21 protein-coding genes are annotated in these 25,984 nt (G+C 42.2%); 10 read left to right on the forward strand and 11 right to left on the reverse strand.

The annotated features are described in order from the left end of the window. Window positions 1-86 precede the first annotated feature (86 nt). Together pstA and GNIT_RS12945 are read right to left on the reverse strand one after the other, a co-directional pair. Window positions 87-1,658: a phosphate ABC transporter permease PstA gene (pstA, locus tag GNIT_RS12940; protein ID WP_014109692.1), complete on the reverse strand. Its 1,572-nt coding sequence runs from the start codon at window positions 1,656-1,658 to the stop codon at window positions 87-89. Continuing rightward, window positions 1,651-3,801: an ABC transporter permease subunit gene (locus tag GNIT_RS12945; RefSeq protein WP_014109693.1), complete on the reverse strand. Its 2,151-nt coding sequence runs from the start codon at window positions 3,799-3,801 to the stop codon at window positions 1,651-1,653. Before GNIT_RS12945 ends, pstA begins: the two co-directional genes overlap by 8 nt. 93 nt (window positions 3,802-3,894) lie before the next feature. Between GNIT_RS12945 and GNIT_RS12950 the strand changes: the two genes are divergently transcribed. The 3 genes from GNIT_RS12950 (at window position 3,895) to ppx (ending at window position 8,081) form a co-directional block, all read left to right on the forward strand. Beyond that, window positions 3,895-4,398 carry a glycine cleavage system transcriptional repressor gene (locus tag GNIT_RS12950; RefSeq protein WP_014109694.1) on the forward strand — a complete coding sequence of 168 codons (504 nt, stop codon included), beginning with the start codon at window positions 3,895-3,897 and terminating at the stop codon, window positions 4,396-4,398. Window positions 4,399-4,481: 83 nt separating this feature from the next. After that, entirely contained in the window at window positions 4,482-6,551 is a 2,070-nt protein-coding gene (ppk1, locus tag GNIT_RS12955) for a polyphosphate kinase 1 (protein WP_014109695.1), read from the forward strand. Continuing rightward, complete coding sequence (gene ppx, locus GNIT_RS12960; RefSeq protein WP_014109696.1) at window positions 6,552-8,081, forward strand: exopolyphosphatase; 1,530 nt, start codon at window positions 6,552-6,554, stop codon at window positions 8,079-8,081. It begins immediately after the preceding gene. Window positions 8,082-8,178: 97 nt separating this feature from the next. Here ppx and GNIT_RS12965 read toward each other — a convergent pair whose 3' ends face one another. The 4 genes from GNIT_RS12965 to tkt form a co-directional block, all read right to left on the reverse strand. Continuing rightward, window positions 8,179-9,078, reverse strand: a complete 900-nt coding sequence (locus GNIT_RS12965; RefSeq protein WP_014109697.1) for a fructose bisphosphate aldolase — start codon at window positions 9,076-9,078, stop codon at window positions 8,179-8,181. A gap of 156 nt (window positions 9,079-9,234) precedes the next feature. Further along, a complete protein-coding gene (locus GNIT_RS12970; protein WP_014109698.1) occupies window positions 9,235-10,404 on the reverse strand; it encodes a phosphoglycerate kinase in 1,170 nt (389 codons plus the stop codon). Between the two features lie 29 nt (window positions 10,405-10,433). Beyond that, window positions 10,434-11,447 carry an erythrose-4-phosphate dehydrogenase gene (gene epd / locus GNIT_RS12975; protein WP_014109699.1) on the reverse strand — a complete coding sequence of 338 codons (1,014 nt, stop codon included), beginning with the start codon at window positions 11,445-11,447 and terminating at the stop codon, window positions 10,434-10,436. 47 nt (window positions 11,448-11,494) lie between these two features. Continuing rightward, window positions 11,495-13,489, reverse strand: coding sequence for a transketolase (tkt, locus tag GNIT_RS12980; RefSeq protein ID WP_014109700.1), 1,995 nt, complete (start codon window positions 13,487-13,489; stop codon window positions 11,495-11,497). 442 nt (window positions 13,490-13,931) lie between these two features. Here tkt and metK point away from each other — a divergent pair, with 442 nt between their 5' ends. After that, the gene (gene metK / locus GNIT_RS12985) at window positions 13,932-15,083 is read left to right on the forward strand and encodes a methionine adenosyltransferase (RefSeq protein ID WP_014109702.1); all 1,152 of its coding nucleotides are present in this window, start codon (window positions 13,932-13,934) and stop codon (window positions 15,081-15,083) included. Between the two features lie 74 nt (window positions 15,084-15,157). Beyond that, window positions 15,158-15,970 carry a M48 family metallopeptidase gene (locus GNIT_RS12990; RefSeq protein ID WP_014109703.1) on the forward strand — a complete coding sequence of 271 codons (813 nt, stop codon included), beginning with the start codon at window positions 15,158-15,160 and terminating at the stop codon, window positions 15,968-15,970. A 56-nt stretch (window positions 15,971-16,026) separates the two neighbouring features. On the opposite strand, the gene GNIT_RS12995 is transcribed toward GNIT_RS12990, so the two are convergent. Beyond that, a complete protein-coding gene (locus GNIT_RS12995) occupies window positions 16,027-16,851 on the reverse strand; it encodes a mechanosensitive ion channel family protein (protein ID WP_014109704.1) in 825 nt (274 codons plus the stop codon). 523 nt (window positions 16,852-17,374) lie between these two features. Here GNIT_RS12995 and GNIT_RS13000 point away from each other — a divergent pair. The 5 genes from GNIT_RS13000 to ruvX all read left to right on the forward strand — a co-directional run bounded on the left by GNIT_RS13000 (window position 17,375) and on the right by ruvX (window position 20,603). Then, window positions 17,375-17,566: a hypothetical protein gene (locus tag GNIT_RS13000; RefSeq protein ID WP_041246429.1), complete on the forward strand. Its 192-nt coding sequence runs from the start codon at window positions 17,375-17,377 to the stop codon at window positions 17,564-17,566. Between the two features lie 285 nt (window positions 17,567-17,851). After that, window positions 17,852-18,580, forward strand: coding sequence for a 16S rRNA (uracil(1498)-N(3))-methyltransferase (locus GNIT_RS13005; RefSeq protein ID WP_014109706.1), 729 nt, complete (start codon window positions 17,852-17,854; stop codon window positions 18,578-18,580). A 59-nt stretch (window positions 18,581-18,639) separates the two neighbouring features. Further along, window positions 18,640-19,587: a glutathione synthase gene (gene gshB / locus GNIT_RS13010; protein WP_014109707.1), complete on the forward strand. Its 948-nt coding sequence runs from the start codon at window positions 18,640-18,642 to the stop codon at window positions 19,585-19,587. Between the two features lie 17 nt (window positions 19,588-19,604). Beyond that, window positions 19,605-20,183, forward strand: coding sequence for a YqgE/AlgH family protein (locus GNIT_RS13015; protein ID WP_014109708.1), 579 nt, complete (start codon window positions 19,605-19,607; stop codon window positions 20,181-20,183). Continuing rightward, window positions 20,184-20,603 carry a Holliday junction resolvase RuvX gene (gene ruvX, locus GNIT_RS13020; protein ID WP_014109709.1) on the forward strand — a complete coding sequence of 140 codons (420 nt, stop codon included), beginning with the start codon at window positions 20,184-20,186 and terminating at the stop codon, window positions 20,601-20,603. It abuts the gene before it with no gap. Window positions 20,604-20,634: 31 nt separating this feature from the next. Here ruvX and GNIT_RS13025 read toward each other — a convergent pair whose 3' ends face one another. The 4 genes from GNIT_RS13025 to GNIT_RS13040 all read right to left on the reverse strand — a co-directional run bounded on the left by GNIT_RS13025 (window position 20,635) and on the right by GNIT_RS13040 (window position 25,957). Continuing rightward, a complete protein-coding gene (locus GNIT_RS13025; protein WP_014109710.1) occupies window positions 20,635-22,779 on the reverse strand; it encodes a sensor domain-containing diguanylate cyclase in 2,145 nt (714 codons plus the stop codon). Window positions 22,780-22,902: 123 nt separating this feature from the next. Continuing rightward, complete coding sequence (locus GNIT_RS13030; protein ID WP_014109711.1) at window positions 22,903-23,238, reverse strand: putative signal transducing protein; 336 nt, start codon at window positions 23,236-23,238, stop codon at window positions 22,903-22,905. A 496-nt stretch (window positions 23,239-23,734) separates the two neighbouring features. Next, window positions 23,735-24,850 carry a PilT/PilU family type 4a pilus ATPase gene (locus GNIT_RS13035; RefSeq protein WP_014109713.1) on the reverse strand — a complete coding sequence of 372 codons (1,116 nt, stop codon included), beginning with the start codon at window positions 24,848-24,850 and terminating at the stop codon, window positions 23,735-23,737. A gap of 63 nt (window positions 24,851-24,913) precedes the next feature. After that, window positions 24,914-25,957, reverse strand: a complete 1,044-nt coding sequence (locus tag GNIT_RS13040; protein WP_014109714.1) for a type IV pilus twitching motility protein PilT — start codon at window positions 25,955-25,957, stop codon at window positions 24,914-24,916. Between the last annotated feature and the right edge of the window lie 27 nt (window positions 25,958-25,984).

Here is a 25,984-nt window from a genome sequence, read left to right on the forward strand (position 1 = left end):
ACTATTTATATTTTGACCATCATTGTGGCCATCTTTTGCTATTTCCACCGGTTTCTTTAGCGAGCAGATAATTACAGACCGCAAGACTACATGCGAACGTATCGAGCGCGCAGTCTATTACGCACGATAATAGCAAATAAATTTAAGATGAAAACGATTAACAGCAGCAACATGCAGCTCGCAAACATCATCGATGAACCTTGTGTATTAGTTTGATTGTGGAATGCACCGTCGTATATGAAAACCCCTAGATGCATAAATTGACGCTCTAAATGTACGAACGGAAATTCAGCATCCACCGGCAGACTCGGCGCAAATTTTACCGCACCGACAAGAATTAAGGGCGCAACTTCTCCAGCAGCACGGGCAATGGCAAGAATAACTCCCGTCATTATACCTGGGCTGGCAACGGGCAACACCGTCTTCCAAATAGTTTCAATTTTAGTTGCGCCCAACGCGTAACTCCCGGCTCTCAATCCTTCTGGAACTCGGCGCAAACCTTCCTCGGTAGAAACAATCACAACAGGAAGCGTTAACAATGCCATCGTTAATGCAGCCCAAAACAAACCGGGAGTGCCAAACGTAGGCGAAGGCAATGCGTCACTGAATAGCAGTGTGTCTATCGAACCTCCAAGTGTATATACAAAGAACCCCAAGCCAAACACGCCATATACAACACTCGGCACACCCGCCATGTTGCTAACACAAATTCGGATAATTGACGTTGTCATATTATTCGGTGCGTACTCGTGCAGATAAATAGCGGCCATTGCACCAAAAGGAGCAACAATAACTGCCATCAGTAACACCATTACTACCGTCCCAAATAATGCAGGGAAAACACCACCGCTAGTCGATGCTTGTTTTGGAGAATCCGACACAAACTCTATAATCTTTTTGCCACTGTAGGACACTTTGTCGAATAAATTCATCATATTAGGTTGAAAAAGCAGGCGAATATCTTTTACAAGTATATCGAAGGGCTGCCCAGAGGCATCTATAAACACCAAATGATAAGACGCTATTTTTTGACTCAATACATCCGCTTTTTGCTGCCAATACTCAAACTGTTCCAGCTCCTTCAGTCGAGCGGGAGCCTGCTCGCTAACATCGGATTGATTTAGTTGAGCGATATCACGATGTAAAATGCTCAAATAATTGTTTTGTATATCGCGCAGCTCATTTTGAAAAATCGCCACATCAGCGACAACATTATTCAATTCGTCAAGCTGATATCGTTCACTGTCCGGCGTACTTATTTGCTGAAAATTTCCGTATTGAATTGCACCAGAATACAAATTAATCTGATAGATAGCATCGACCTTCTCTATAACGATTCGAGGCATTGGTAAATTCGAACCGGCAAACTGCGCGCTGAGTTTATTCGCTAGAGCCTCATTAAACTCATCAATATCAAGCGCACTTGGCACAAAAGCACGTCGCGCCGAATCTAATGCATGGTCAGAAGCACCATCAATGTGATTGTAGTCCGCATTGTAGGTAGTTACTCCATATACTTGCACCGGCCAGAAATAGGCGGAGCCTTTTAATACAATGAAAGACACCAAACTGATTAATACTATTAGCAAAATGGCAGCACTCAGGCCGCTCGAGAAGCTCGAAATGGTTTGCTTATCGTTTGCACTTAATTTACGCATCCGTGTACACCTTGCGCAATCGCTTGCGTAAAATTTCTGCCGCAGTGTTAACAATAAAAGTAAAAATAAACAGAATACTAGCGGTTAAAAACAAGGTATTGAAATGACTACTATTTACATTAGACTCTTGCAGCTCAATTGCTAAGTTGGCGGTCATCGAACGCAGGCCCTCAAGGATATTCCAATCACTTATAGGTGTATTTCCAGTTACCATCAGCACGATCATCGTTTCACCGAAAGCTCGACCAAATCCCAGCATAATGGCAGAGAGAATGCTCGGCAACGCAACCGCTATAATCACCCTGCGCAGTGTCTGTAACCGAGTAGCTCCTAATGCAAAGGAGGCCTGTTTGATACTTTCAGGCACTTCAAATAAAGCATCCTCAGCTAAGGAATAGATGCTTGGCGAGATAGCAACACCTAGCGCAATGGCAACAACTATTGTTGTTTTTGATATATTTAATATAGTGTCAGCCTGTTCACCTAACTCTGGAGCACCGAATAACATAAAACGCCAGACATCGCTGAGTGAAAAACAAAATAGCCCTAACAGCACCACGGCTAAAGCAATGACAAGAATTTCCCAACGTCGATCAAATTTATCATCCAATATGTTTGCTATTCTCGATTGCAATAACGCTGCTGTCACTAGCAAAACAGGGAGAGACACGATAAACAGAATGACTGACAGTAAAAACTCTTCCGCTATCGGCACCATCCAAACTGCAGCGATAAAACCAATCACTACCGAAGGCACAGCTTCAAGCATCTCTATTGTTGGTTTGAGATACTGGCGTACACTTGGGTCGGCAAAATATGATGTGTATATTGCTGCACCTAAGGCGAGCGGAATGGCGACAAACAGAGCAAGAAATGAGGCCTTCAGACTACCTACTATTAACGGCACGATACTAAATTTGGTTTCATAGTTTTCAGTAGCGCTGCTTGTTTGCCATACGTATGCTGGTTCCTCGTAACCTTCATACCAGACTTCCGAGAACAAGCTCTTAATGGTAGTGATGCCTTGCAAGTTTTGTATATCAAGAGAATGCATTTTATTCCCCTGAAATACATAAAGACGGTCTCCAAACCATTGCAAACCCGACGCGGGAAATGCTAAGTTTTGAGAACGAAATAACTCATTTGTCATACGATTAACAAACGCAGTATTACCCGCTTTTGAAAAAACCAGTGCAGCGTTAGAATCGCTATCAAAAGCCATATATTCAATTGCTTCGTCGAGTTCGCTAATGTCAGCTTCATTATGCCGAAAAACAAAATCCCCTTGCTCATTCAACATTATCCATTTGCTTAACACGTGCTGTGGATCTTGGGTGAAGAATGAACGTTGGCTGCGAGACAGAAAGATTCGCGCGACATCACGAGATAAGAGCTGCTGATCAATGACCTCATTGGTACTATTAAACAGCGACATAATATTGTTTGATATTACCAGCAGCTGCCGAGACCTAGGTATACTTTTATATTGAACGACATCTTGATAAATGAAATGTTGAAAAGAAGAAGGGTGTTTTTTATCAAACCAATACGTGTTGAGCGTAGAATTTTCAAGCTGGCTTAGCATGACAAAATTGCCTGACTTTGAAAACTCCCACTTCAGCTTTTCAGCAGATGGCTTTTCATTGTTAATCGTCTTTGGGTTTAAACCAATAGAGCTTTCCAGCGTTAAGCTATATTGCTGTTTTTCGTGAGATAAACGATATAGCTCAAATAAATTATTGGGCGACACCACGCCGATATAACTTAAGTCGCCCTGATCTTGACTTAGAATTTGATGTTGGCAAGTAAATGGAAAGCGTTTAACTTCAATAAGCTCTGTTGACTCATTCCCAGAGGCCGATGCGTTCAATAAGATCAGATCGCATTTATCGATAGCTACATAATGAACGCCATTGTTCAACTCTACGATGCCTGACAATTTACTTGTTTCTGCGAGCAAAGACGTATTTTCTAAAACGAGTTTAGGAGACTTAAATAAAGGGAAGGCGTTACTGAATATATGCCAAATCAACAACAAAAACGTAGCCAACACTAACCAGCCAAAGCCCGTTACCACCTTTTGCGTTACCCAATCTTTGCGGAATCTGCGAGTGTTGAATTGATGTTGTTCTTGCTGGTTCATTTAGAATATTAAATTGCTTAGAAAACACGGAATGACTTGGCGCTACTAAAGCACTATACTCAAAACAAATCAATAGTTAAGGAAAATTCTATTATGCAATCAATGGTACTCACTTTAATTGGTAAAGACAAACCCGGTTTAGTTGACGCGATCGCTAAGTGCATTATTGATGCTGAAGGGAATTGGCTTAAGAGTAGTTTTTGTCAACTTTCGGGACAATTTGCTGGCTTTATCGAAGTTATGCTGCCGCAAGAAAAACATAATGAGTTAATTCATGCCTGTCATCAACTCGCGGATTTACATATCACGCTCATTCCTACTGACACATTCGAGAGTTCACTTGATTCAAAAGCCGTTATTCTGGTCACCGGCAATGACAGAAGAGGTATTGTCAGTGATATCACTTCAACGTTAAAGTCCTTTGATATTAATATTGTTGAAATGACCACGCAGTGCGAAAGTGCGCCAAACTGGGGCAGCCCCCTTTTTACCGCAAAAGTCGTTGTTTCAGTGTCGCCTCAAATGGACTTAGATAAAGTAAAACTAGCAATAGAAGACATTACCGATGACTTAATGGTAGAAATCGAAAAAAGTTAACAATGCTTGTCATATTTTGGCATTAATATGCATGGAGATGCACAGCGCTGCTATTTGACTTAATTAGAATTAAAAGAGTAAAAATGAACGAAACCGAACTTTACTACCCAAAAGAATTGAGCTGGCTTTCATTTAACGAGCGAGTTCTGCAAGAAGCTGCAGATGAAAATAACCCCATCATCGAGCGCATTCGCTTTTTAGGCATTTATTCAAACAACTTAGATGAATTTTATCGTGTACGCTTTGCCGACGTGAAGCGACAAATCACCATTTCTCACAACGATGGAAACGAAGAACAAGCGCATGTGTTTGAAGCGCTTTTAAAACGCATCCAAGAAAAAGTGCATCATTTATCCAAACGCTTTGATGCGATCCACCGCGACATTACTATTTCTTTGCGCCGATACAATATCCACATTCTTAGACATTCTGAGCTGAGTGAAAGTCAACTTATTTGGGCTCGCAAATATTTTAAAAGTAAGGTGTTACTGCATGTCGCCCCTATTTTGCTTGATAGCAAAGGCCACCTCATTCAACGCTTAAATGATAGTTCAGTTTATCTTGACGTAGCCCTTCGCAGAGAGGGCCGCAACACAAAGTATGCGGTGGTCGAAATACCCACCAATGCAATCAGTCGATTTATTGTGTTACCGCCGGAAAAAAGCAAAAAGAAAAAACAAATCATTTTGATCGATGACCTTATCAAGCTCTGTTTATCTGACATTTTTACTGGCTTTGTTAAATTCGATTCTGCGGACGCCTACTCGTTTAAAATAACCCGAGACGCCGAATACTCGATCAATGATGAAATTGACGAAAGTTACGTAGAAAAAATGTCCGAAGGGATGAAGCAACGTTTAATAGCGGAACCTGTCCGCATTATTCACGACGACGGTATGCCCGATGATATGATCCAAGACTTACGTAAGCGCTTGAGAATTTCGTCGGCTGACACGATCCAAACTGCGGGTCACTATCGTAATTTTAAAGACTTCATTGGCTTTCCTAATGTAGGCCGCAGCTATCTTGAAAACCCTACTCTGCCTGAAATATCGAACAAGGCTTTTTCTACGCATGATACTGTTTTTCAAGCCATCGCTAGCAAAGATATTCTTTTATACTATCCGTACCACGAGTTCTTACATTTCACCGAATTTGTTCGCCAAGCAGCATTCGATCCGCAGGTAAAGCATATTCGCCTCAACATTTATCGTGTTGCTTCGCAGTCACGCATTATCAATTCACTTATTGACGCCGTAGACAACGGCAAAAGCGTCACGGTGGTTGTTGAATTGCGAGCGCGCTTTGATGAAGAGGCAAACATTGCATGGTCAAAAAGGATGACTGACGCTGGCATTAAGGTGGTTTTAGGCAACCCTAATGTAAAAATTCACAGTAAGCTTTGTGTGGTCTCTCGCGAAGAACGCGGTTTAATGAAACATTACTCGCATTTCGGTACGGGTAACTTCAACGAAAAAACAGCAAAGATATACACTGACTTGAGTTTGTTTACTTGCAACCAAGAGCTTGCATTGGAATGCATTCAAGTATTTGACATGATTCAAAACCCTTATAAAAAGATGAAGTTTCAGCATCTCCAGCTTTCTCCGATTAATGCACGAAACAAAATCCAGTCGTTAATTAGACAAGAAATTCAGCGTGTTACTGAAGGGCATGAGGGTAAAATAACGCTTAAAATAAACAACCTCGTTGATAAAGAGTTAATTGATAACCTCTATCACGCCGGTAAGTCTGGCGTTAAAATCAAAGCCATTATTCGCGGCATGTGTTCTCTTATACCGGGAGTTAAAGGCCTGAGTGAAAATATCGAAGTCATTAGTATTGTTGACCGCTACTTAGAGCATCCGCGTATTATGGTATTTGAGAACGGGGGCGATAAACGCGTTTATATTTCATCAGCCGATTGGATGACGCGAAATATGGAATATAGAATTGAAGTGGGTTGTCCTGTTTATGACCCAGATGCAATCGAAATGATTGAGGACCTCTTGGACTTGCAATTCGAAGATACCCTCAAAGCGCGAGTAATCGATGAGCATCAAATAAATAATTACGTTAAACGTGGTAATCGCAAAAACTTGCGCTCACAAATAGAAATACACAACTACCTTACTAAAAAGGAAGCGCTTTAATTGCAAACCTTAGAAAACGTTTTTGAAGATGTCGAAACTCGTGACATCAATCTTTATGCTGCTCTGGACATTGGCTCTAATAGCTTTCACTTAGTGATTGCTAGAGTCGTTGCCGGGTCGTTGCAGACCGTACAAAAGATAAAAAATAAAGTAAGACTGGCAGAGGGCTTGAACGAGAAAAACATTCTTTCCGATGAAGCCATGGAGCGCGGTCTAACAACCTTACAAAGTATGGCGGAAAGTATGCAAGGGCTCGACCCCTCGCATGTTCGCGTTGTCGCTACGCATACACTGCGAAAAGCACGTAACGCCAAAGTCTTTTTATCCAAAGCCCGCAAAGTGTTTCCATACCCTATTGAGATCATTTCAGGCCCAGAGGAAGCACGTTTAATTTACACCGGTATTGCAAACACAACCCAATCAGAAGGCAATCGATTGGTCGTTGATATTGGCGGTGGTTCAACAGAGTTTGCTGTTGGTGAACACTTACTACCGGTAATGTGCAAAAGTGTGCAAATGGGCTGTGTGAGCTATCAGCAACGCTACTTCGCTGACGGCACACTGACTAAAAAAGCGTTTCAGGCCGCGATAACCAGCGCAAGACTAGAAATTGAACTAGTGGTCGGTAACTTAAAACGCTTCAATTGGGAAACTAACATTGGCGCATCGGGCACTATCCGATCAATCTGCTCAGTGTTAACGGCACAAGCCGAAAGCCAAAGCGATGTGGCGATAACCAAAACTGGCATGAATGAATTAATGCAGGCGTGTTGTGAATGTGGTCACTCTGACAACTTGGTCTTGCCAGGCTTAACAGATGATAGAAAACCAGTATTTGCTGCGGGACTAAGTATTCTCATTGCAATTTTTCGTAGTTTGAACTTAGAGACTATGGGGGTTAGTAGCGCAGCGTTGCGCGAGGGAGTCTTATACGAGGCACATGACACGGGTGCAAATACAAACATCAGAGAACGCACAGCGCAAAGCTTAGCTACACGCTACGATGTAGACACTCTCTTCGCAAAAAAAGTATGGGCCACCTGCATCAAGATTTATGAACAAGCTGCACAAAGCTGGGATATTGATAAGGGGGATTTGCGACATCTGCTAGGTTGGTCAGCGTTGTTGCACGAAGTGGGCTTGCAAATCAACTCTAGAGGCGTGCAGCGCCACTCTAGTTATATTATCGAACAGAGCGACTTACCTGGTTTTAACCAAGAACAGCAGAAGCTACTTGCGGCATTAGTTCGTTACCAGAGAAAAAAAATCAAACTTGCGGAATTACCCGCTTTCGTAAACTACAGCGAAGCCGTTGTTCTGAAATTACTGGTCTTACTTAGGCTCGGTATTTTGCTTAATATTAATCGACAAGAAAGCCAATTGCCTGAATTTGGATTGGAAGTTGTAGAGGAGAAAATTATTCTCAGCTTTCCTGAAAACTGGTTTGATTTATCGCCTTTGTTATTGGCCGACTTGCAGCAAGAGAACCGTTATATTGAAGCGACAGGAATGAGTATTCGTATTAAGTAAACTTAGAGACAAAAAAAGAGTCACTTTCTATTGAGTATCCAGTAAAAAGTGACTCTTCTTCGATTCAAGCTAAAATATCAATTTCTCGACAAGTAGCTTACGTTTTTGATGCTTGATAAATACCTTCAATTGCATTATCTAAGGTTTTATTAAATTCTTCATCCGATTGCTGAAAAGACACGCCTTCAGTTAATGCTCGTGAAAAGCTAGCAATCATGCCGTTATTTTCACTTAACTTCTGATTAGCAACATCGCGAGAATAACCACCAGAAAGCGCAACAACCTTAATCACTTTAGGGTGTTCGATGCATTCCTTATAAAAGTTCGCTGACTCTGGTAACGTGAGTTTTAACATTACGTGTTGATCATCAGACAAGGCATTGAGCTCGGCTAAAATAGCCGCTTTTAACAATGCTTCAGCCTTCGCTTTTTCTGGGCTGTTGATGTCCACTTCAGGCTCGATGATAGGCACTAAACCTGCTGCTAAAATTTGCTTTCCAACTGCAAACTGCTGTGCAACAAGAGCGTTAATGCCTGCTTCATTAGCCAATTTCACTACAGAACGCATTTTTGTTCCAAATACGCTTTGTGCGTTCGCTTTTGCCAGTAAGTCATCCAAACCAGGCATAGGCTTCATTAGCTGAACGCCGTTTGCTTCGTCTTCTAAACCTTTATCCACTTTTAAGAATGGCACTACATTTTTTTGCTGCCATAAATAGTGCGCGCTAGATAGTCCTTCAACTTCACGATCCAAGGTGTTCTCGAATAAAATTGCACCCAATACCCGCTCACCCGTAAATGCAGGGCTAGTCATAATACGAGTGCGCATATCGTGTACACAAGTAAACATTTCTTCGTCGTTAGCGTAAGCAGACTCATCAACACCATATAGCTTTAGCGCTTTCGGTGTGCTTCCGCCACTTTGGTCCAATGCGGCAATAAAGCCAACTTCATTTTTTACTTTTGCCAACATGTCTTGTTGTGCTTGAGTTGTCATCCAACGCTCCTTTCGTATTTGTGAGTTCTTTACAGTTTGTAACTAGCCCATATCATGGTCTGTGTATTCTGATAAACGCTATGTTAGCTTGATTTTATAGGCCTTGCCACTTCTGATTTAGTCATTAGCAAGGCGCTGAAACCAGCAAGTACCGCTTTAATCTCGATCTAAAATAGCCACGGCCGGTAGTGTTTTACCCTCTAAAAACTCTAAAAATGCACCGCCGCCAGTGGAAATATAAGACACTTTATCTTCAATACCATACTTATCAACCGCAGCGAGTGTGTCGCCGCCACCAGCAATCGAAAAAGCATCGCTGTCAGCAATCGCCATCGCTAAAGCTCTGGTTCCCTCACCAAATTGATCAAATTCAAAAACGCCAACGGGTCCATTCCATACAATCGTGCCAGCCTTCTTGATAATAGCTGCTAAGGCTTTTGCCGTCTCTGGCCCAATGTCGAATATCATATCGGCATCGTCAACGCTGTCTACCGCTTTCAGCGCAGCTGGTGTTAGTTCCGAAAACTCGGTGCCGGTTACAACATCAGTTGGCACCGGAATTTCACCATTATTGTCTTTAGCAGCCTGCATAAGTCTTTTAGCTTCTGGAATTAGGCTTTCTTCAAACAACGATTTACCGACGTTGTATCCCTGTGCAGCAATGAATGTGTTCGCGATCCCACCACCAACGATAAGCTGATCTACTTTACCGGCCAAGGATTCAAGCACCGTTAATTTGGTCGATACTTTTGAACCACCTACTATCGCAACAAGTGGTCTCGCTGGGTTGTCCAATGCTTTACCTAAAGCTTCAAGTTCTGCTGATAACAGTGGCCCAGCACAGGCTTCTTTAGCAAATTTTGCAACGCCATGGGTAGATGCTTGAGCTCTATGCGCAGTACCAAATGCGTCCATTACAAATACGTCACATAAAGCGGCATACTGTTTAGCTAAAGTTTCGTCGTCACTCTTCTCGCCTTTATTAAAACGCACATTCTCGAGTACCGTCACTTTTGCTGACGATACATCAAATCCGTTCAGGTAGTCGGTCGCTAATACTACGCCGCCATCAAGCGCTTTATTTAGGTAATCTACCACTGGTTGCAATGAAAAAGCGGGATCTGATTCGCCTTCTGTAGGGCGACCTAAATGAGACATCAACATTAGGGTTGCGCCTTTATCCAACGCAAGCTTTATAGTGGGTAGTGATGCACGAATACGAGCGTCAGAAGTCACCGCGCCGTCTTTTACCGGTACGTTCAAATCTTGTCTGATCAGTACTCGCTTCCCTTGTAAGTCTAGATCTTGCATTTTACGAATAGTCATAACCTTTTCCTTTCAGACGTTTTTAAAAATTAACTGTCAAGTTGATGCATGTGTAACGCCGTATCAAGCATCCGATTTGCAAAGCCCCACTCGTTATCACACCAAACCAATGTTTTAACCAGTTGTTTATGGCTAACTCTCGTTTGTGTACCATCAACGATAGAAGAATGTGGATCGTGATTAAAATCTACTGATACCAGAGGTTCTTCGGTGTAATCGATAATGCGTTTTAACTCGCCATGCGCGCTTTTCTTCAAAACCGCATTAACATCACTAACCGTAACTTTATCGCGCAGGGTGACACTCAAGTCCATAGCAGTGACGTTAATCGTCGGTACTCGCACGGCTATTGCTTCAAACTTACCCGCAAAACGCGGTAATATTCTTTCAATTCCCACATGCAAGCGCGTATCCACGGGGATAATGGATTGGCTTGCGGCGCGTGTTCGACGCAAGTCAGGATGATAAGCATCAATCACTTGTTGGTCATTCATTGATGAATGAATAGTCGTAATTGTGCCGCTTTCGACACCGAACGCCTCGTCTAACACCTGAATAATAGGCACAATGCAATTTGTCGTGCATGAACCATTCGACACAATCACATCACTCGGTTTTAAAGTTTTATGATTGACGCCGAAGACGATTGTCGCGTCCATATCTTGCCCGCACGGCTGCGAAAACAAAACTTTCCGAGCACCATTGTCAATGTGCTGCTGAGCCGACTCTCTCGAACTAAATACACCGGTACACTCTAAAACAATATCAACATTGACCGTTGACCATGCAAGCTCTTCAATGTTGTTCTTTTGAAAGAGTGGAATTTTGTCACCATTAACGATCAAACATTGATCTGTATAGTCGACAGTGCCCTTGAAACGGCCATGAGCAGTGTCGTACTTTAAAAGATGTGCGACGCCTTCTGGAGACGCAATTTCATTAATGGCAACAACTTGAATTTGGTCATTTCGTCCAGACTCATAGAGCGCACGCAAGACGTTTCGGCCAATCCGACCGAAACCATTTATAGCGATACGCAGCATTACACCGCGCTCATTTCTACAAGCAAATTAACCTTGATTCTCAAACCTTATTTCAATCCTCTAGCAACGTTGTAAACTGCGTCAGCTGTAATATTGAAGTAAGCAAACAAATCGCCTGCTGGCGCAGATTCGCCAAAGGTATCCATGCCCACAACTGCGCCATCTAGGCCCACATATTTATACCAAGTGTCTTTGGCAAGAGCTTCAACCGCCACGCGTTTGGTAGTCGCTCGTGGCAACACGCTTTCTTTATACTCTGCTGATTGACGATCAAACAAGTCAGTGCATGGCATTGATACTACTCGCGTTGGTAAACCTTCAGCGTTTAGTTTCGCTGCCGCTTCAACCGCCAAATGTACTTCAGAACCTGTCGCAATCAAGATAATTTGCGGCGCCGAATCGCTATCAACTAGCACATAGCCACCTCGTTCTACGTCACTTAATTGCTGCGCACTTCTGTTTTGCTGTGGTAACCCTTGGCGAGTAAATATCAGCGTTGTTGGCCCATCAGTTCTTTCAATCGCCGCTTTCCAGGCAATCGCAGATTCAACTTGGTCGCATGGACGCCAGTTATCTAAGTTTGGTGTCGCGCGCAATGAAACAACTTGCTCTACCGGCTGATGCGTTGGTCCATCTTCACCCAAGCCAATAGAGTCATGAGTGTATACGAAAATACAAGGCTGCTTCATCAGCGCCGCCATTCTTACAGCGTTGCGAGCATATTCCATGAACATTAAGAAGGTCGCACCGTAAGCTTTAAAACCGCCGTAGAGAGTAATGCCGTTCATCATAGCCGACATACCAAATTCACGAACACCGTAATATAGATAGTTGCCTGATGCATCATCTTTACTTACACCCTTGCTACCAGACCAAATAGTTAAGTTTGAACCAGCAAGGTCGGCAGAGCCACCTAATAGTTCAGGTAACAACGGTCCAAATGCATTAAGTGCATTTTGTGATGCTTTGCGTGTTGCAATGTTTTCAGGATTATCTTGTAGGCTGCGAATATACTTAGCTGACTCGTGACTCCATGATTCTGGTAATGCGTTGTTTTTTCTGCGAACAAACTCTTGGGCTAACTCAGGATAAGCCTGCTGATAATCAGCAAATAGCGCTTCCCAGGCCGCTTCTTCTGAAGCACCTTTTTGTTTTGCATCCCAACCAGCATAAACGTCAGCCGGAATTTCAAATGGCGCGTATGGCCAATCCAGTTCTTTTCTTACAAGCTCAATTTCAGCATCACCTAGTGGTGCACCATGGCAATCTTCTTTGCCTTGCTTGTTTGGTGAACCAAAACCGATCACTGTTTTGCAGCAAATTAACGTTGGTCGCGTCGTATCCCCTTTAGCTTTCTCAATAGCAGCACTAATTTGCTCAGGGTCATGACCATCAACGCCACTGATCACCTGCCAGCCGTAAGACTCGAAACGTTTTGGCGTATCATCGCTAAACCAGCCTTCGACTTCACCGTCAATAGAGATACCGTTGTCATCCCAAAACGCAACTAGCTTGCCTAAACCTAACGTACCCGCAAGAGAACAAGCTTCATGTGAGATGCCTTCCATCAAGCAACCATCGCCTAGGAATGTATAAGTATGGTGATCGACAACTGCAAATTTATCGCGGTTAAATTGTGCAGCAAGCACTTTTTCAGCAATCGCCATACCAACGGCATTAGTGATGCCTTGTCCTAATGGACCCGTGGTTGTTTCAACACCTGGCGCATAACCATATTCAGGATGACCTGGTGTTTTTGCATGTAATTGACGGAACTGTTTTAATTCCTCAATGGGTAATTCGTAACCTGTAAGATGCAATAATGAATACAGCAACATTGAGCCATGACCGTTCGACAGCACAAAGCGATCTCGGTTTGCCCAATTCGGGTTTTGTGGATTGTGCGACATAAAATCTGTCCACAATACTTGAGCAATATCTGCCATTCCCATTGGTGCACCAGGGTGACCTGACTTCGCTTTTTGAACAGCGTCCATACTTAACGCACGGATGGCGTTGGCTAGATGACGACGTGATGGCATGAGCTCTCCTAGAAACTTCAATTACTTATTGCGTGTGAGATTACCTCAGAAAATACAGAGCATTCTCAAATAGAGCGCGTATTCTTATACAGTAGGTCGCTTTGTTCAATCATTATTCGGCTTTTCTGCTCTCATTTTTTTGACTAACAACTATTTGATAAAATCCAAATTACGTTGCAGACCGTAAACAGCTTCAGTATCAATAGACCTTTAGACGTCTAGAAGTAAATATTGGTAAATTACGAAATTTGCTCTACAATACGTTTAACAAGTCGAGATAGTTGATTCCTTGCCGATACCAGCCAAGGACCCTGAACATTTAAATCGTTGTTTAATGATATAAAAACAGCGTTAAGTTCATCAATCATCTGTCGTTTTCGCTTAACGAGAATTGAAGTATAGGTTTCGATATGCCTGTGCTGAAACAAATATAGGATAATTCATGGCAAGTCATTTATTTACATCAGAGTCGGTATCTGAAGGTCACCCAGATAAAATTGCAGATCAAATTTCAGACGCCGTTCTTGATGCCATTTTAGAAATTGACCCCAAAGCCCGTGTGGCATGCGAAACATACGTTAAGACTGGCATGGTACTCGTTGGCGGTGAAATTAATACCAAAGCATGGGTTGATATTGAAGAGTTAACTCGCAAAACGGTGAAAGAGATTGGCTACACACACTCTGACATGGGCTTTGATGGCGATTCATGCGCTGTTTTAAACGCAATTGGTAAACAATCAAACGATATTAATCAAGGCGTTGATCGCTCATCCCCAGAAGAACAGGGTGCCGGAGACCAAGGCTTAATGTTTGGTTATGCAAGCAACGAGACTGAAGTTTTGATGCCTGCGCCTGTGACGTTCGCTCATAGACTAGTGCAAAAGCAGGCTGAGCTGCGTAAGAACGGCAAACTTAGCTGGCTACGACCCGACGCAAAAAGCCAAGTTACCTTCATTTATGAAGATAACAAACCTGTTGGTATTGACGCTGTTGTGCTGTCTACACAGCATTGTGATTCAGTGACAAACGAACAGCTTCGTGAAGCTGTGATGGAAGAAATCATCAAACCTGTTTTACCTGAGCAATGGCTATCGAATAAAACTAAGTTTCACATTAATCCAACTGGTCGTTTCGTTATTGGCGGCCCGATGGGCGATTGCGGACTCACTGGACGTAAAATTATTGTCGATACTTACGGCGGCATGGCTCGTCATGGCGGCGGCGCATTCTCTGGTAAAGATCCATCTAAAGTAGACCGCTCGGCCGCATATGCCGGGAGATACGTTGCCAAAAATCTTGTGGCAGCGGGGTTGGCTGACCGTTGTGAAATCCAGATTTCTTACGCTATCGGTGTTGCTGAACCTACGTCTATTAACGTTGAGACCTTTGGTACCGGCAAAATATCGGATGAGTTACTCACTGCACTAGTGAGAGACCATTTCGATTTGCGCCCTTACGGCCTAATTAAGATGTTGGATTTAGAACGACCAATCTATAAGGCGACTGCCGCGTACGGTCACTTTGGGCGTGAAGAGTTTCCGTGGGAAAAAACCGATAAAGCCGATGACCTAAAGCATGCTGCTGGGTTATAGTACCTAGCATAGGCAATTGTATATTTTATTAAATACCTCCCTTATGGAGGTATTTTTTTAGACAAGGAAATCCCATGAACTTCACATTTAACCGCTTCGCACTGGCATCACTTACCGTTATTACTACACTAACGCTAAGCTCTTGTGCAACATCACCAACAGGGCGCAAACAAGTGCTCTTATTTCCAGAGTCGCAGTTAAGCGAAATGGGTGTGCAGGCTTTCGCTGGCATGAAAGAGAACATCAAAATTTCCAATAAACCTGTGCAGAATGATTACGTCCAATGTATTGCTGACAGTATTACGGCGCATGTGTCTAAAGACGTATTTGCCGGCGTATGGGAAGTCGTTGTTTTTGACGACCCCCAAGTGAATGCATTTGCGCTACCTGGCGGTAAAATTGGCGTATACACAGGCTTATTAGAAGTAGCCGTTAATCAACATCAAGTTGCGGCGGTTATGGGTCATGAAGTAGGACACGTCATAGCGCATCACGGCAATGAACGAGTTTCGCAAAGCACCTTAATAGGAATAGGCCAAGAAGCAGTGAATGTTGCCTTACAAACTAATGAAGTGGCAAGCAGTCAGCTAATAATGGCGGGTTTAGGACTTGGTTTTCAGTATGGCGTTACCATGCCATTTGGCCGCAAACACGAAAGTGAAGCAGACGAAATAGGTTTAGAGCTAATGGCAAAAGCAGGCTTCAACCCACTGGAGTCGGTTGAACTATGGAAGAATATGGCGAAAGCAAGTGGTGGTAATACTCAACCTGAATTCTTTTCTACTCACCCTTCCCCGGCAACAAGAATTGAAGATTTACAAGCCAATATGCAGGCGGCATTAGCTAGCTATAAAGCTGCAGACAAGCGCCCGAACTGTCAAAAATAAAACGAAGAAAATAAAAAAAGGCCCAAAGGGCCTTTTTATCAACAAGCTAACAAAAACTAGTCTTGTTTGTGAACATGTACATCCATTTGCGGGAATGGGATTGAGATGCCCTCGGCGTCGAAACGTAATTTAACCGCTTCGGTAAAACCAAACATAACTCCCCAATAGTCACCTGACTTAACCCAAGGACGAACAACGAAATTAACGCTGCTATCGCCTAATTCAGCAACCGCAACTACTGGAGCTGGATCAGCTAGGACGCGTTCATCAGCAACAATCATTTCTTCCAACAGCTTTTTAGCTAGCAACAGATCGTCGCCATACCCAATACCGAACTTCATATCCACGCGACGTGTGTCTTTTGCAGAAAAGTTAATAATGTTGTCGCCATAGATTTTACCGTTTGGAACAATAATTTCTTTATTGTCTGGCGTATTCATTATGGTAGAAAAAACACCAATACTTTTTACTGAGCCTGCAACACCGGCTGCATCGACAAAATCACCCTTTTTGAAAGGACGGAATACCAAAAGCATCACACCGGCAGCGAAGTTCTGAAGCGAACCTTGCAACGATAAACCAATCGCTAAGCCAGCGGCAGCTATTATTGCAGCTAATGATGTCGTATCAACGCCCAACTCATTGAGAGAAGCAATGATGACAAACAGCATTAATATTGCGTTAAAAATCGATTTGAGGAAGTTAATCAACATATCATCATATTTCGATTTTTCTAGTAACTTGCCAAAACCAGAAACTAAAACCTTAACAACTAACTTACCAACGACGTAAATGACAATCGCCATAGCAAGGTTAATTGCGAATGGCAGAATATAATCATCTAGATACTTCGTCATATCTTCTTGCGTGAAATCAAACATGGTACAAATCCTATGTAATTTTTATTTTGGTATTGTTTGCAATATTTCGTAACAAACTTTTGCCAAAATAGCATTTATTTTTAATAAAGCAAAATAAAGAGATCTCCTCAACGCCTAAGTACTATGCCGTTCACTTCAAACCAATGGCTTTTTTACAGCACTACTTCTCAAAAAATAAAAAGGATTCCAGTATTGATTTTGTATGCTAAGTGTCATTCTGAATGCACGATAAAAAGTTAAAAAAATACTATATTAAAGGTTGATATTTTTGATGCTTTGACTAAACTTGCCGGACTTTGTAATTGTGCAATTAAAATACAATTGAAATTTAGCATTGGAAAACATTTCTACTGCGTGTACTGTATTTTATAGTTATCAAAAATTTTCAGAACAAGACAGTTTGGCGTCCGCCGTTAACTGTGTACAAAAAAGATATTGAAAACATGGACGTAATCAATAAAGCGTTACGATAGGAATCCAAAATCGTAGTCAAGCGCACAACAAGGAAAGCTAGGAGCAAGAAATGGCAACGTATTTTTTTGTAGTAATCTCCCTCATTATTGTAGCCTTACTGGCATTCGCATTGTGCGAATCGAAAGGCAGAAACAGTCCTAAAGCTCGTGGCAAGTTTGCTAACGCAAAACATAGTATAGAAACATCTAGTCCACCGGCATCAAGAGCTGTCGAATATACAAGGGCGCAGTCAAACCATTAACTCGCCCTCGTTTTATTGCGTTTGTAGCCTGTTCGGACTAGCTCAATTGTATTGTTAATTCGTCATGCTCACTTGCATGCTCTTTTACAACTGTGCGTTAAGCAACTGGCCGAATACCACTTTCGCTCAAAAGGAAGCGGCAGAGCGTTTGCTCAAGAGGAGGCTGTAGAGCGCAAACGCTAAAAAAGGTGAGCTTTTGGCCTATATAAAATAACTCATAAAAACATCGCTAATAATAATGTTGTGATAGGATCGCGATATTATTTCTTTTTAATTCTAAAAATTATGCGAATTTCCCGTTTTTATACACCTTTGCCATTGCAAGTTGATGATGAAATTGAGCTCGACTCGCAGCTCAGTCATTACATTAATAATGTCTTGCGTTTGAAACAAAGTGACCCGCTTGTGCTCTTTAATGGCGATGGGAATGAGTACTGCGGAGAAATACTCAGTATCAGCAAAAAACAAGTCGTTGTTATAGTTGGCTCGCAGCTTTCGATGCGCAGTGAATCTCCTCTGCATATCCATTTAGCTCAAGGCGTCTCGAAAGGCGATAGAATGGATTTTGCCTTACAAAAGTCTGTTGAGCTAGGGGTTACTGAAATAACGCCAGTGATAACAGAACGCTGCGCAGTTAAGCTTTCATCGGAGCGATGGGAAAAGAAACACGAACAATGGCAAAAAATAGTCATCTCAGCCTGTGAACAGTCGGGCCGAAATATTCTCCCAACGCTTCATCAGGCTATTACCTTACAAAAATGGTTAGGCCAAACCACAGATCAGCAAAAAGTGATGTTGACGCCGGGTAGTTCCAAATATATGTCGAATTTAACAAGACCTCCGAAAGGTTTTAGGTTATTAATCGGTCCTGAAGGAGGGCTCTCGGAGCAAGAAATATACACTTGTGAACAAACCGGCTTTGAATCTGTAAATTTAGGCCCTCGCATTTTACGCACGGAAACTGCCGCTTTGGCTAGTATTTCTATAATGCAGGCACTATTTGGTGATCTATAGCTTGAAATCGTGCTCCGCAGTAACAATATTGAAGTTAAAGACAAGAGACCAATAAGCTTATGACAATTAAACTTGGCATTGTGATGGATCCGATTTCCGCCATCAATATAAAAAAAGACACTAGTTTTGCCATGCTCACCGAAGCACAAAAACGTGGATATGAGCTCTACTATATCGAAATGGGTGACTTATATATTTTGAATGGCGAACCCCGTGCAACCAGCAAAATACTTAGAGTGCAGAATGAACCTGCAAATTGGTATACGTTTGAATCGGAACAAGATATTTGCTTGGGTGACCTAGATACTTTGCTAATGCGAAAAGACCCACCGTTTGATAGTGAATTTTTGTATGCAACGCAAATTTTTGAGCTTGCAGAGAACCTTGGCTGTCTTGTGGTAAATAAAGCCTCGGCGCTCAGAGATTTCAATGAAAAGCTCTTTACGTCTTGGTTCCCTGAGCTTATTCCAGACACGTTAGTTACCAGCAATAACAAATTGATTCGAGCGTTTCATGCGAAACACAAAGAAATCATTTGTAAGCCGCTCGATGGCATGGGCGGCACTTCAATCTTTAGAGTCAAAGAAGATGGTAACAACCTAGGCGTCATTATGGAGACGTTGACCGAATTAGGCACTCGCTATGCAATGTTTCAAGAGTATTTACCTGAAATAAAGGACGGCGATAAACGAATTTTGATTGTTGATGGCCAAGTTATCCCCTATGCGCTAGCAAGACTACCCGCCAAGAATGAAACACGCGGTAATTTAGCGGTTGGCGGCACAGGACGGCCGCAGCCTTTGTCTGATTCAGACTTTGCGATCGCTAACAAAATTGCTGCAAACTTGTCTTCCCAAGGTTTACTATTTGTTGGGCTTGATGTGATTGGTAGTAAAGTGACTGAAATTAATATTACAAGTCCTACGTGTGTAAGAGAAATCGAAAGCGCTTACGACATCAATATTTGTGGCATCTTGTTCGATGCGATTGAAAAACGACTTCAATAAGGAAAAGATCGAGATACATGAAGAGCTTAAATATGCTGGAAAATAATTTGGAGAACCACTTGCTGATAGCGATGCCCTCATTAGAGGACGGTTTCTTCGAGCGCACCGTCATCTATGTTTGCGAGCATACGAAAGAGGGCGCGATGGGTATCGTTATTAATCTCGCTTCAACCATGACGTTTCGTGAACTTATATCGCAAACTGATGAACACGCTATTGTTGAAGAAAAAAAGAGTGAACAAATTGTGCTTTGTGGCGGCCCTGTCCATCAGGACAGAGGTTTTGTGCTGCACGAAGCTCAAGAGGGTTGGAGCTCAAGCGTTGCCCTAACGCCAGCATTAATGGTAACGACTTCAAAAGATATCTTAACGGTATTAGGCAATGATTTAGGCCCTAACAAAGCGCTGATTGCACTTGGTCATGCAGGGTGGGAAGCGGGACAACTTGAACAAGAACTGCAGGAAAATGCCTGGCTAACCGTAGAAGCTGATGATGACTTATTGTTCAACACACCTATTCATGCAAAATGGCAAGCCGCAGTCAACAAACTAGGTGTTGATGTTTGGCAATTGACTCAAGATGTTGGCCATGCGTAGATGAAAAACTTTACCACTATTGCCTTTGATTACGGTGTTAAAAGCATTGGTGTGGCAGTAGGACAAAAAATTACTGGCACTGCGTCCCCTCTGTCAGCGCTAAAAGCAAATGATGGCATTCCAAACTGGCAAACAATCGCCGATGTTTTTGCTGAATGGCAACCCGACAACCTGCTTGTTGGCTTACCTTTAAACATGGATGGTAGCGAGCAGGAGATTACGCAGCGCGCTCGAAAATTTGCTAATCGTTTACATGGTAGATTTGGTCTTACTGTGCATACACACGATGAGCGCCTGAGTACGGTTGATGCAAAAGCGCGCTTATTTGAATTAGGCGGTTTTAAGAAATTGACTAAAGAGAAAGTAGACAGCGTTTCAGCCTGCTTGATATTTGAAAGTTGGGTTAGCGAACAGTATTGAAGCTCTTACTGCAAGCGATACCGCGCTTGTTTTAGATGCTGATTGAATTTACCTGATTACGCCCTTGATCCTTACTTAAATACAATTGTTGATCCGCCAAAGAAATAAGCTCAATCATCTCCTTAGAAAAATCATTCTCAACCCGAACCACACCGCAGCTAACCGTTAATTGGATATCACAATCATTGTGGCTTATTACATGTTCAGATACCGTTTGCGCAATCGATTTTATATGCTCAATATGTTCACCAGGTTTATCACTAGCAAAAAATAATACAAATTCTTCCCCGCCGTATCTGGCGACAATATCAGTATCGCGGCGACACATACTAGCAATAATATTAGCAATATTTACAAGGCATTGATCACCGGCATTGTGGCCATGTGTATCGTTAACATTCTTAAAATAATCGATATCGATAAGCGTCAAAGTAAATGATTTTTTATTACGCCGACAATACATGTATGCCTCATGCGCGAGGGTATCAAAAGCACCTCGATTGAATAAACCCGTTAATGAATCTGTCCTTGAAACTCTTAAAAGCTCTGAGTTTAAACTAAGCAGCTCTTTTGTTTTTTCTTCAACCTGCTTTTTTAGTTCCTTTTGAAAATCCATTGTAAGTTTCTGAGCATTAATGACACTCTCGGTTACGAGAAACATTTCTTGGCTTACTTTAGCCTCTGCAATCAGCTTATCCGGCAGCTTCTTTCCTTTAATAAAAGCCTCAAGATTGCGTAAGGGTCGAACGATATTCGATGCCAAGCCTCTCGACAATATGGCAATTAATATAATACTTTGAACAAAAATCATGATCATGAATATAAAATACATATTCGTGTCTTTGAAAATTCGCCGAGGTTCTGTCAGCGTGTATATTTTCCATCCCGCTGGGCTTAGCAGAGAACGGTATAGGTAGTCCTTTTCAGAAACTATCATTTTAGGTAGGAGAAATGTATTAGCCGCATCATCTTGATTTTTTTGAAACGCATCAAGTTTTTGTAAATCTAATCTTGGAGAGCTATAAATAATAGAGTCCATAGCATCCGTAACAATAACGGCTATTTGACTATTTTGAACCGCATTAATGACACTTTGATCAACAAGGCGATCAATCTTAATCGCAGCCTGAACCAATCCTTCAAAGCCCCTCTCTGATAGGATTGGTGCTGTAATGGCAACAATATCTAGCGATCCAAGGCCCCTACCTCTTATTGCTTCTGATATGATCGGAATTTTGCGCTCTTTCGTTTGCTGAAAATACGCTCGAAAAGCAATATTAAGCTGCGACAGGTTAGGTAATTTTGCTGCATATTGAGCAGGCGCAGCAAGGAGTATACCCCCAGCTTCATCAGTGACGATCATACTCTCTATATCAGCGCTCGCGTTTGCGACTGTATCAAGGATATTAGCGTGATTTTGAATGTTTTTTTCGTTGAGTAACAAAGCTGCAGTTGACGTTAAGGCATGGACTTTGTCGTCTAGCAATACAGTAGAGCTCCTGTTTAGCTCCTCTAACGCATTATCTAGTTCTAAACTAAGTGAAATCTGACTGTCATGTGTTGAGCGCCAAATAAGAAACAATAGAACCACAAAAAACGGCAGCATAACGCTGACAAGATTAAACTCCAATACTACCTTTGAAAACTTGGGCAAAACAGGGTTCTGCCTGAACTGGCTACTCACCGGAAGCAACCAGTAAACCAAAATAGCGAACATTCCGCTAATAAGGCCGCTGAGCACGAAGGGCAAGGCAATAAAAACAGAAATTTGGTAGCTTAGCGATAAATTGGAATCTACTATCATACTGGCTATAGGTAAGCCAATGAGCAGCCAGAACAGCAGCAGTGCGGTTAAGAAACGTATTTGAACATAAAGTAGTAACGCGATCGCAAAAAACTGCACGCCATGCAACCAAGCTATACTTGAAGCACCATCAAAGATCACAAGGGGAGCCAAGCTTGCTGACAGTACCAACAGGGCGACATGAAAAGGCAGGGCCAGCAGACTTAGAAGAACAAACGCGCTGCCGAAATATATAGGAATATCACCCACTATATTGACGACAAAGAAGGCATTAAAAATAAAAGCGAAAGTACCTAAAGACGCTCCAATAATATATATAAACCGCTTATTGACAACTTGCGTGTTGATACTGCTAAAATCAATTTTTTTCATGGTAAAAATATATACCCAGTAGCGCTGTTGAACAAGCTTTTAATCAACAATGAGTAAAAGCTTTTCAATAATAATTATTATCTTAAATACGCAAACATTAAGAAATATTCCGTCCCGAGGTAGCTATTTTTCAGCGCTAATTCTGGGGTTTTGGCATTGCCAACAAATTGCAAATTGATATTCATTCATCTGTCCACAATGCAAGCAAGCCCAATCATTTTTATTATCAGGGCTTATTTCGGCTTGCTCTTCGTAAAAACGTTTTAGGACTCTTTGCGCTTTCGGTTGCCATTCGTCATCCTGAAGCCAAATTTCTGGTTCAGAATCCATCGGTGGTATTTCACCAATAGCGCCTTGAACTAGCTCATTTTTAACAAAACAGGGAATACCAGCCTCATCTAAAATACTTTTTACTTGGTAAACATGAAATCTGTCATGATGGCAAAAAAATCGCTGCATTGAATCTCCTTTTACAGATTATTATTATTTTTACTCTTGTCTAAAACCGACTGTAACGCAGGCTAAATAGTGCATTTCGAAATAAACCTCTAAAAAAATAAGTAGTGCGTTCACACCGTTTTGACTCAAGTTATCAAGCGAACAGCCAATCCAAAAAAAGCGATTAGAATGATTTGTTTTTATCGTTTTTAATGATAGCCAATTCATCTTACTCTGCAGTTATGAAAGACGCTCGCGGTAAAGCACTTAAGTGCAACTCCCGCCAACTAAACTAATATTCAAACAAGGAAAACACAATGTACGATATCATCATACAACTAAACAAGCGCCTGCTGCTGATCAGACAAAAAGAGACTGTTCAAGTGTGCAATTTCAAGGATAATTATTACGGTGATCAATATTGCTGCACTGTGGAGCAGATAAAATTAAACAACAAGCCCCGCTGATAGCGGGGCTTGGTAGACAAACTAAGAAGTGAAGACTAGCAACATTCCCATTAGCCCATATCGAATGATACGTTCGACAAGCTGCCCAAACCGGTGCCCTCCTGACTATCTAACTTAATCATTAAGCGTAAATCATTCGGTGAGTCAGCATTATGCATCGCTTGCTCTTCGGAAATACGATTTTCTTTAAACAGCTCATACAAAGCCATGTCAAAGCTCTGCATCCCCTGCTCTTTGCCTTTCATCATCGCTTCTTTAAGCATGCCTATCTCATTGCGCTGAATTAAATCTGACACTAGCGGCGAATTCAAAAGGATCTCTATTGCAGCAACTCGACCTTTACCATCGATAGTGGGGACCAATTGCTGAGCAACAATAGCACGAATATTTTGACTTAAATCGAAACGCAGCTTCTGATGCAGGTTTTGTGGAGCTAAATGCATGATGCGCTCAATTGCTTGGTTCGCATTATTCGCATGCAGTGTCGCGACGCATAAATGACCCGTGTCAGCGAAAGACATTGCATACTCCATGGTCTCCATAGAGCGAATTTCACCAATCAAAATAACATCAGGTGCCTGACGCAATGAGCTCTTCAACGCGTCATCAAATGTATGCGTGTCGATGCCTACTTCACGCTGAGTAACCACGCAGTTATTGTGTTCATGCACAAACTCAATTGGGTCCTCAATGGTCAGGATATGCCCATGAGAGTGCTGGTTTCGATGCCCGATGAGTGCTGCTAGAGAGGTAGATTTGCCGGTGCCTGTGCCGCCCACGAACAACACCAAGCCCTTTTTAGACATGATGATGTCTTTCAATACAGGTGGTAAACCTAAATCGTCTGCATTTGGAATTTGTGTCACGATGCGGCGAATAACCATTCCCGCTTGATCTCGCTGCCAAAAAGCACTGCACCTGAAACGACCAATGCCGTCTATCGAAATAGCAAAATTACACTCTTTGTCATCAGCAAAGCTCTTTTTTTGCTTTTCATTCATTGTATCGTGAACCAGCTCCAGCGCCTCTTGCTCAGTTAAATTCATCGTCGTTAGCGGTGTCATGCGTCCGTTAATTTTAGCACTGACTGGCATGCCTACCGTAATGAATAAATCTGATGCACTGTGCACCACCATGTCTTGTAAATACTGATGTAAACCTAACATACTTGATCCTCTGAGCTATTTGGATGCATTACTTGCCCATAACGCACCGCATCTGCAAATGCCTTACATACCTATTGATGGCGCTTTATCTATCGACTTAGATGCTGCATCATTGGCTGTAATAACGCCCATCGCAACCAAGCGCTGTAAACATTGATCCATTGTTTGCATGCCGTGCTGCTGTCCCGTTTGAATCACAGAATACATCTGCGGTACTTTGTCTTCACGTATGAGGTTTCTAATGGCAGGAATACCTATCATGATTTCATGTGCAGCTACTCGACCGCCACCAACCTTTTTCATTAAGGTTTGTGAAATTACCGCTCGCAACGATTCAGACAGCATTGAACGTACCATCGACTTTTCTTCCGCTGGGAACACGTCAATAATACGGTCGATAGTTTTTGGCGCTGAGTTCGTGTGAAGCGTTCCGAAGACTAAGTGACCAGTTTCAGCCGCTGATATTGCAAGACGGATAGTCTCTAAATCTCGTAATTCACCGACCAAAATAACGTCTGGGTCTTCACGCAGCGCCGAGCGCAACGCGTTATTAAAGCTTTTCGTATCGCGATGCACTTCACGCTGATTCATTACACACATCTTATTCTTGTGCACAAATTCTATTGGATCTTCAATGGTGAGAATATGCTCTCGCTTATGCGTGTTTATATGGTCAACCATTGCAGCAAGTGTGGTACTTTTACCTGAGCCTGTTGCACCTGTTACCAAAACAATGCCCGTCGGCTGATTAATGATTTGTTTAAATATTTCCGGTGCACCCAATTGGTCTAGTGTTAGAATGTCACTTGGAATAGTTCTTAAAACAGCTGCAGCACCGCGATTTTGCACAAAAGCATTAACCCTGAAACGAGATAAATCTTTTATTTCAAAAGAAAAATCGCATTCTAGGTTTTCTTCGTAATCTTTACGTTGGTGGTCATTCATGATGCTAAAAATCAAAGCATGCACTTGTTTGTGGTCAAGTGGTTCAACATTGAGACGTCGCATTTCACCATCCACACGGATAATGGGAGGCAATCCTGCAGATAGGTGTAAATCTGAGGCTTTGTTGCTTACACTAAAAGCGAGTAGTTCGTTAATGTCCAATGTAGGTTACTCCAAAAAATAATTGCT

This window comes from Glaciecola nitratireducens FR1064 (genome assembly GCF_000226565.1).
In the GTDB taxonomy this organism is placed as follows: domain Bacteria; phylum Pseudomonadota; class Gammaproteobacteria; order Enterobacterales; family Alteromonadaceae; genus Glaciecola; species Glaciecola nitratireducens.

Excerpts from the sequence above, each read along its gene's own strand:
- pstA (WP_014109692.1), bottom strand. The coding sequence starts at position 1,658 with ATGCGTAAATTAAGTGCAAACGATAAGCAAACCATTTCGAGCTTCTCG.
- GNIT_RS12945 (WP_014109693.1), bottom strand. The coding sequence starts at position 3,801 with ATGAACCAGCAAGAACAACATCAATTCAACACTCGCAGATTCCGCAAA.
- GNIT_RS12950 (WP_014109694.1), top strand. The coding sequence starts at position 3,895 with ATGCAATCAATGGTACTCACTTTAATTGGTAAAGACAAACCCGGTTTA.
- ppk1 (WP_014109695.1), top strand. The coding sequence starts at position 4,482 with ATGAACGAAACCGAACTTTACTACCCAAAAGAATTGAGCTGGCTTTCA.
- GNIT_RS12965 (WP_014109697.1), bottom strand. The coding sequence starts at position 9,078 with ATGACAACTCAAGCACAACAAGACATGTTGGCAAAAGTAAAAAATGAA.
- GNIT_RS12970 (WP_014109698.1), bottom strand. The coding sequence starts at position 10,404 with ATGACTATTCGTAAAATGCAAGATCTAGACTTACAAGGGAAGCGAGTA.
- epd (WP_014109699.1), bottom strand. The coding sequence starts at position 11,447 with ATGCTGCGTATCGCTATAAATGGTTTCGGTCGGATTGGCCGAAACGTC.
- tkt (WP_014109700.1), bottom strand. The coding sequence starts at position 13,489 with ATGCCATCACGTCGTCATCTAGCCAACGCCATCCGTGCGTTAAGTATG.
- metK (WP_014109702.1), top strand. The coding sequence starts at position 13,932 with ATGGCAAGTCATTTATTTACATCAGAGTCGGTATCTGAAGGTCACCCA.
- GNIT_RS12990 (WP_014109703.1), top strand. The coding sequence starts at position 15,158 with ATGAACTTCACATTTAACCGCTTCGCACTGGCATCACTTACCGTTATT.
- GNIT_RS12995 (WP_014109704.1), bottom strand. The coding sequence starts at position 16,851 with ATGTTTGATTTCACGCAAGAAGATATGACGAAGTATCTAGATGATTAT.
- GNIT_RS13000 (WP_041246429.1), top strand. The coding sequence starts at position 17,375 with ATGGCAACGTATTTTTTTGTAGTAATCTCCCTCATTATTGTAGCCTTA.
- GNIT_RS13005 (WP_014109706.1), top strand. The coding sequence starts at position 17,852 with ATGCGAATTTCCCGTTTTTATACACCTTTGCCATTGCAAGTTGATGAT.
- gshB (WP_014109707.1), top strand. The coding sequence starts at position 18,640 with ATGACAATTAAACTTGGCATTGTGATGGATCCGATTTCCGCCATCAAT.
- GNIT_RS13015 (WP_014109708.1), top strand. The coding sequence starts at position 19,605 with ATGAAGAGCTTAAATATGCTGGAAAATAATTTGGAGAACCACTTGCTG.
- ruvX (WP_014109709.1), top strand. The coding sequence starts at position 20,184 with ATGAAAAACTTTACCACTATTGCCTTTGATTACGGTGTTAAAAGCATT.
- GNIT_RS13025 (WP_014109710.1), bottom strand. The coding sequence starts at position 22,779 with ATGAAAAAAATTGATTTTAGCAGTATCAACACGCAAGTTGTCAATAAG.
- GNIT_RS13030 (WP_014109711.1), bottom strand. The coding sequence starts at position 23,238 with ATGCAGCGATTTTTTTGCCATCATGACAGATTTCATGTTTACCAAGTA.
- GNIT_RS13035 (WP_014109713.1), bottom strand. The coding sequence starts at position 24,850 with ATGTTAGGTTTACATCAGTATTTACAAGACATGGTGGTGCACAGTGCA.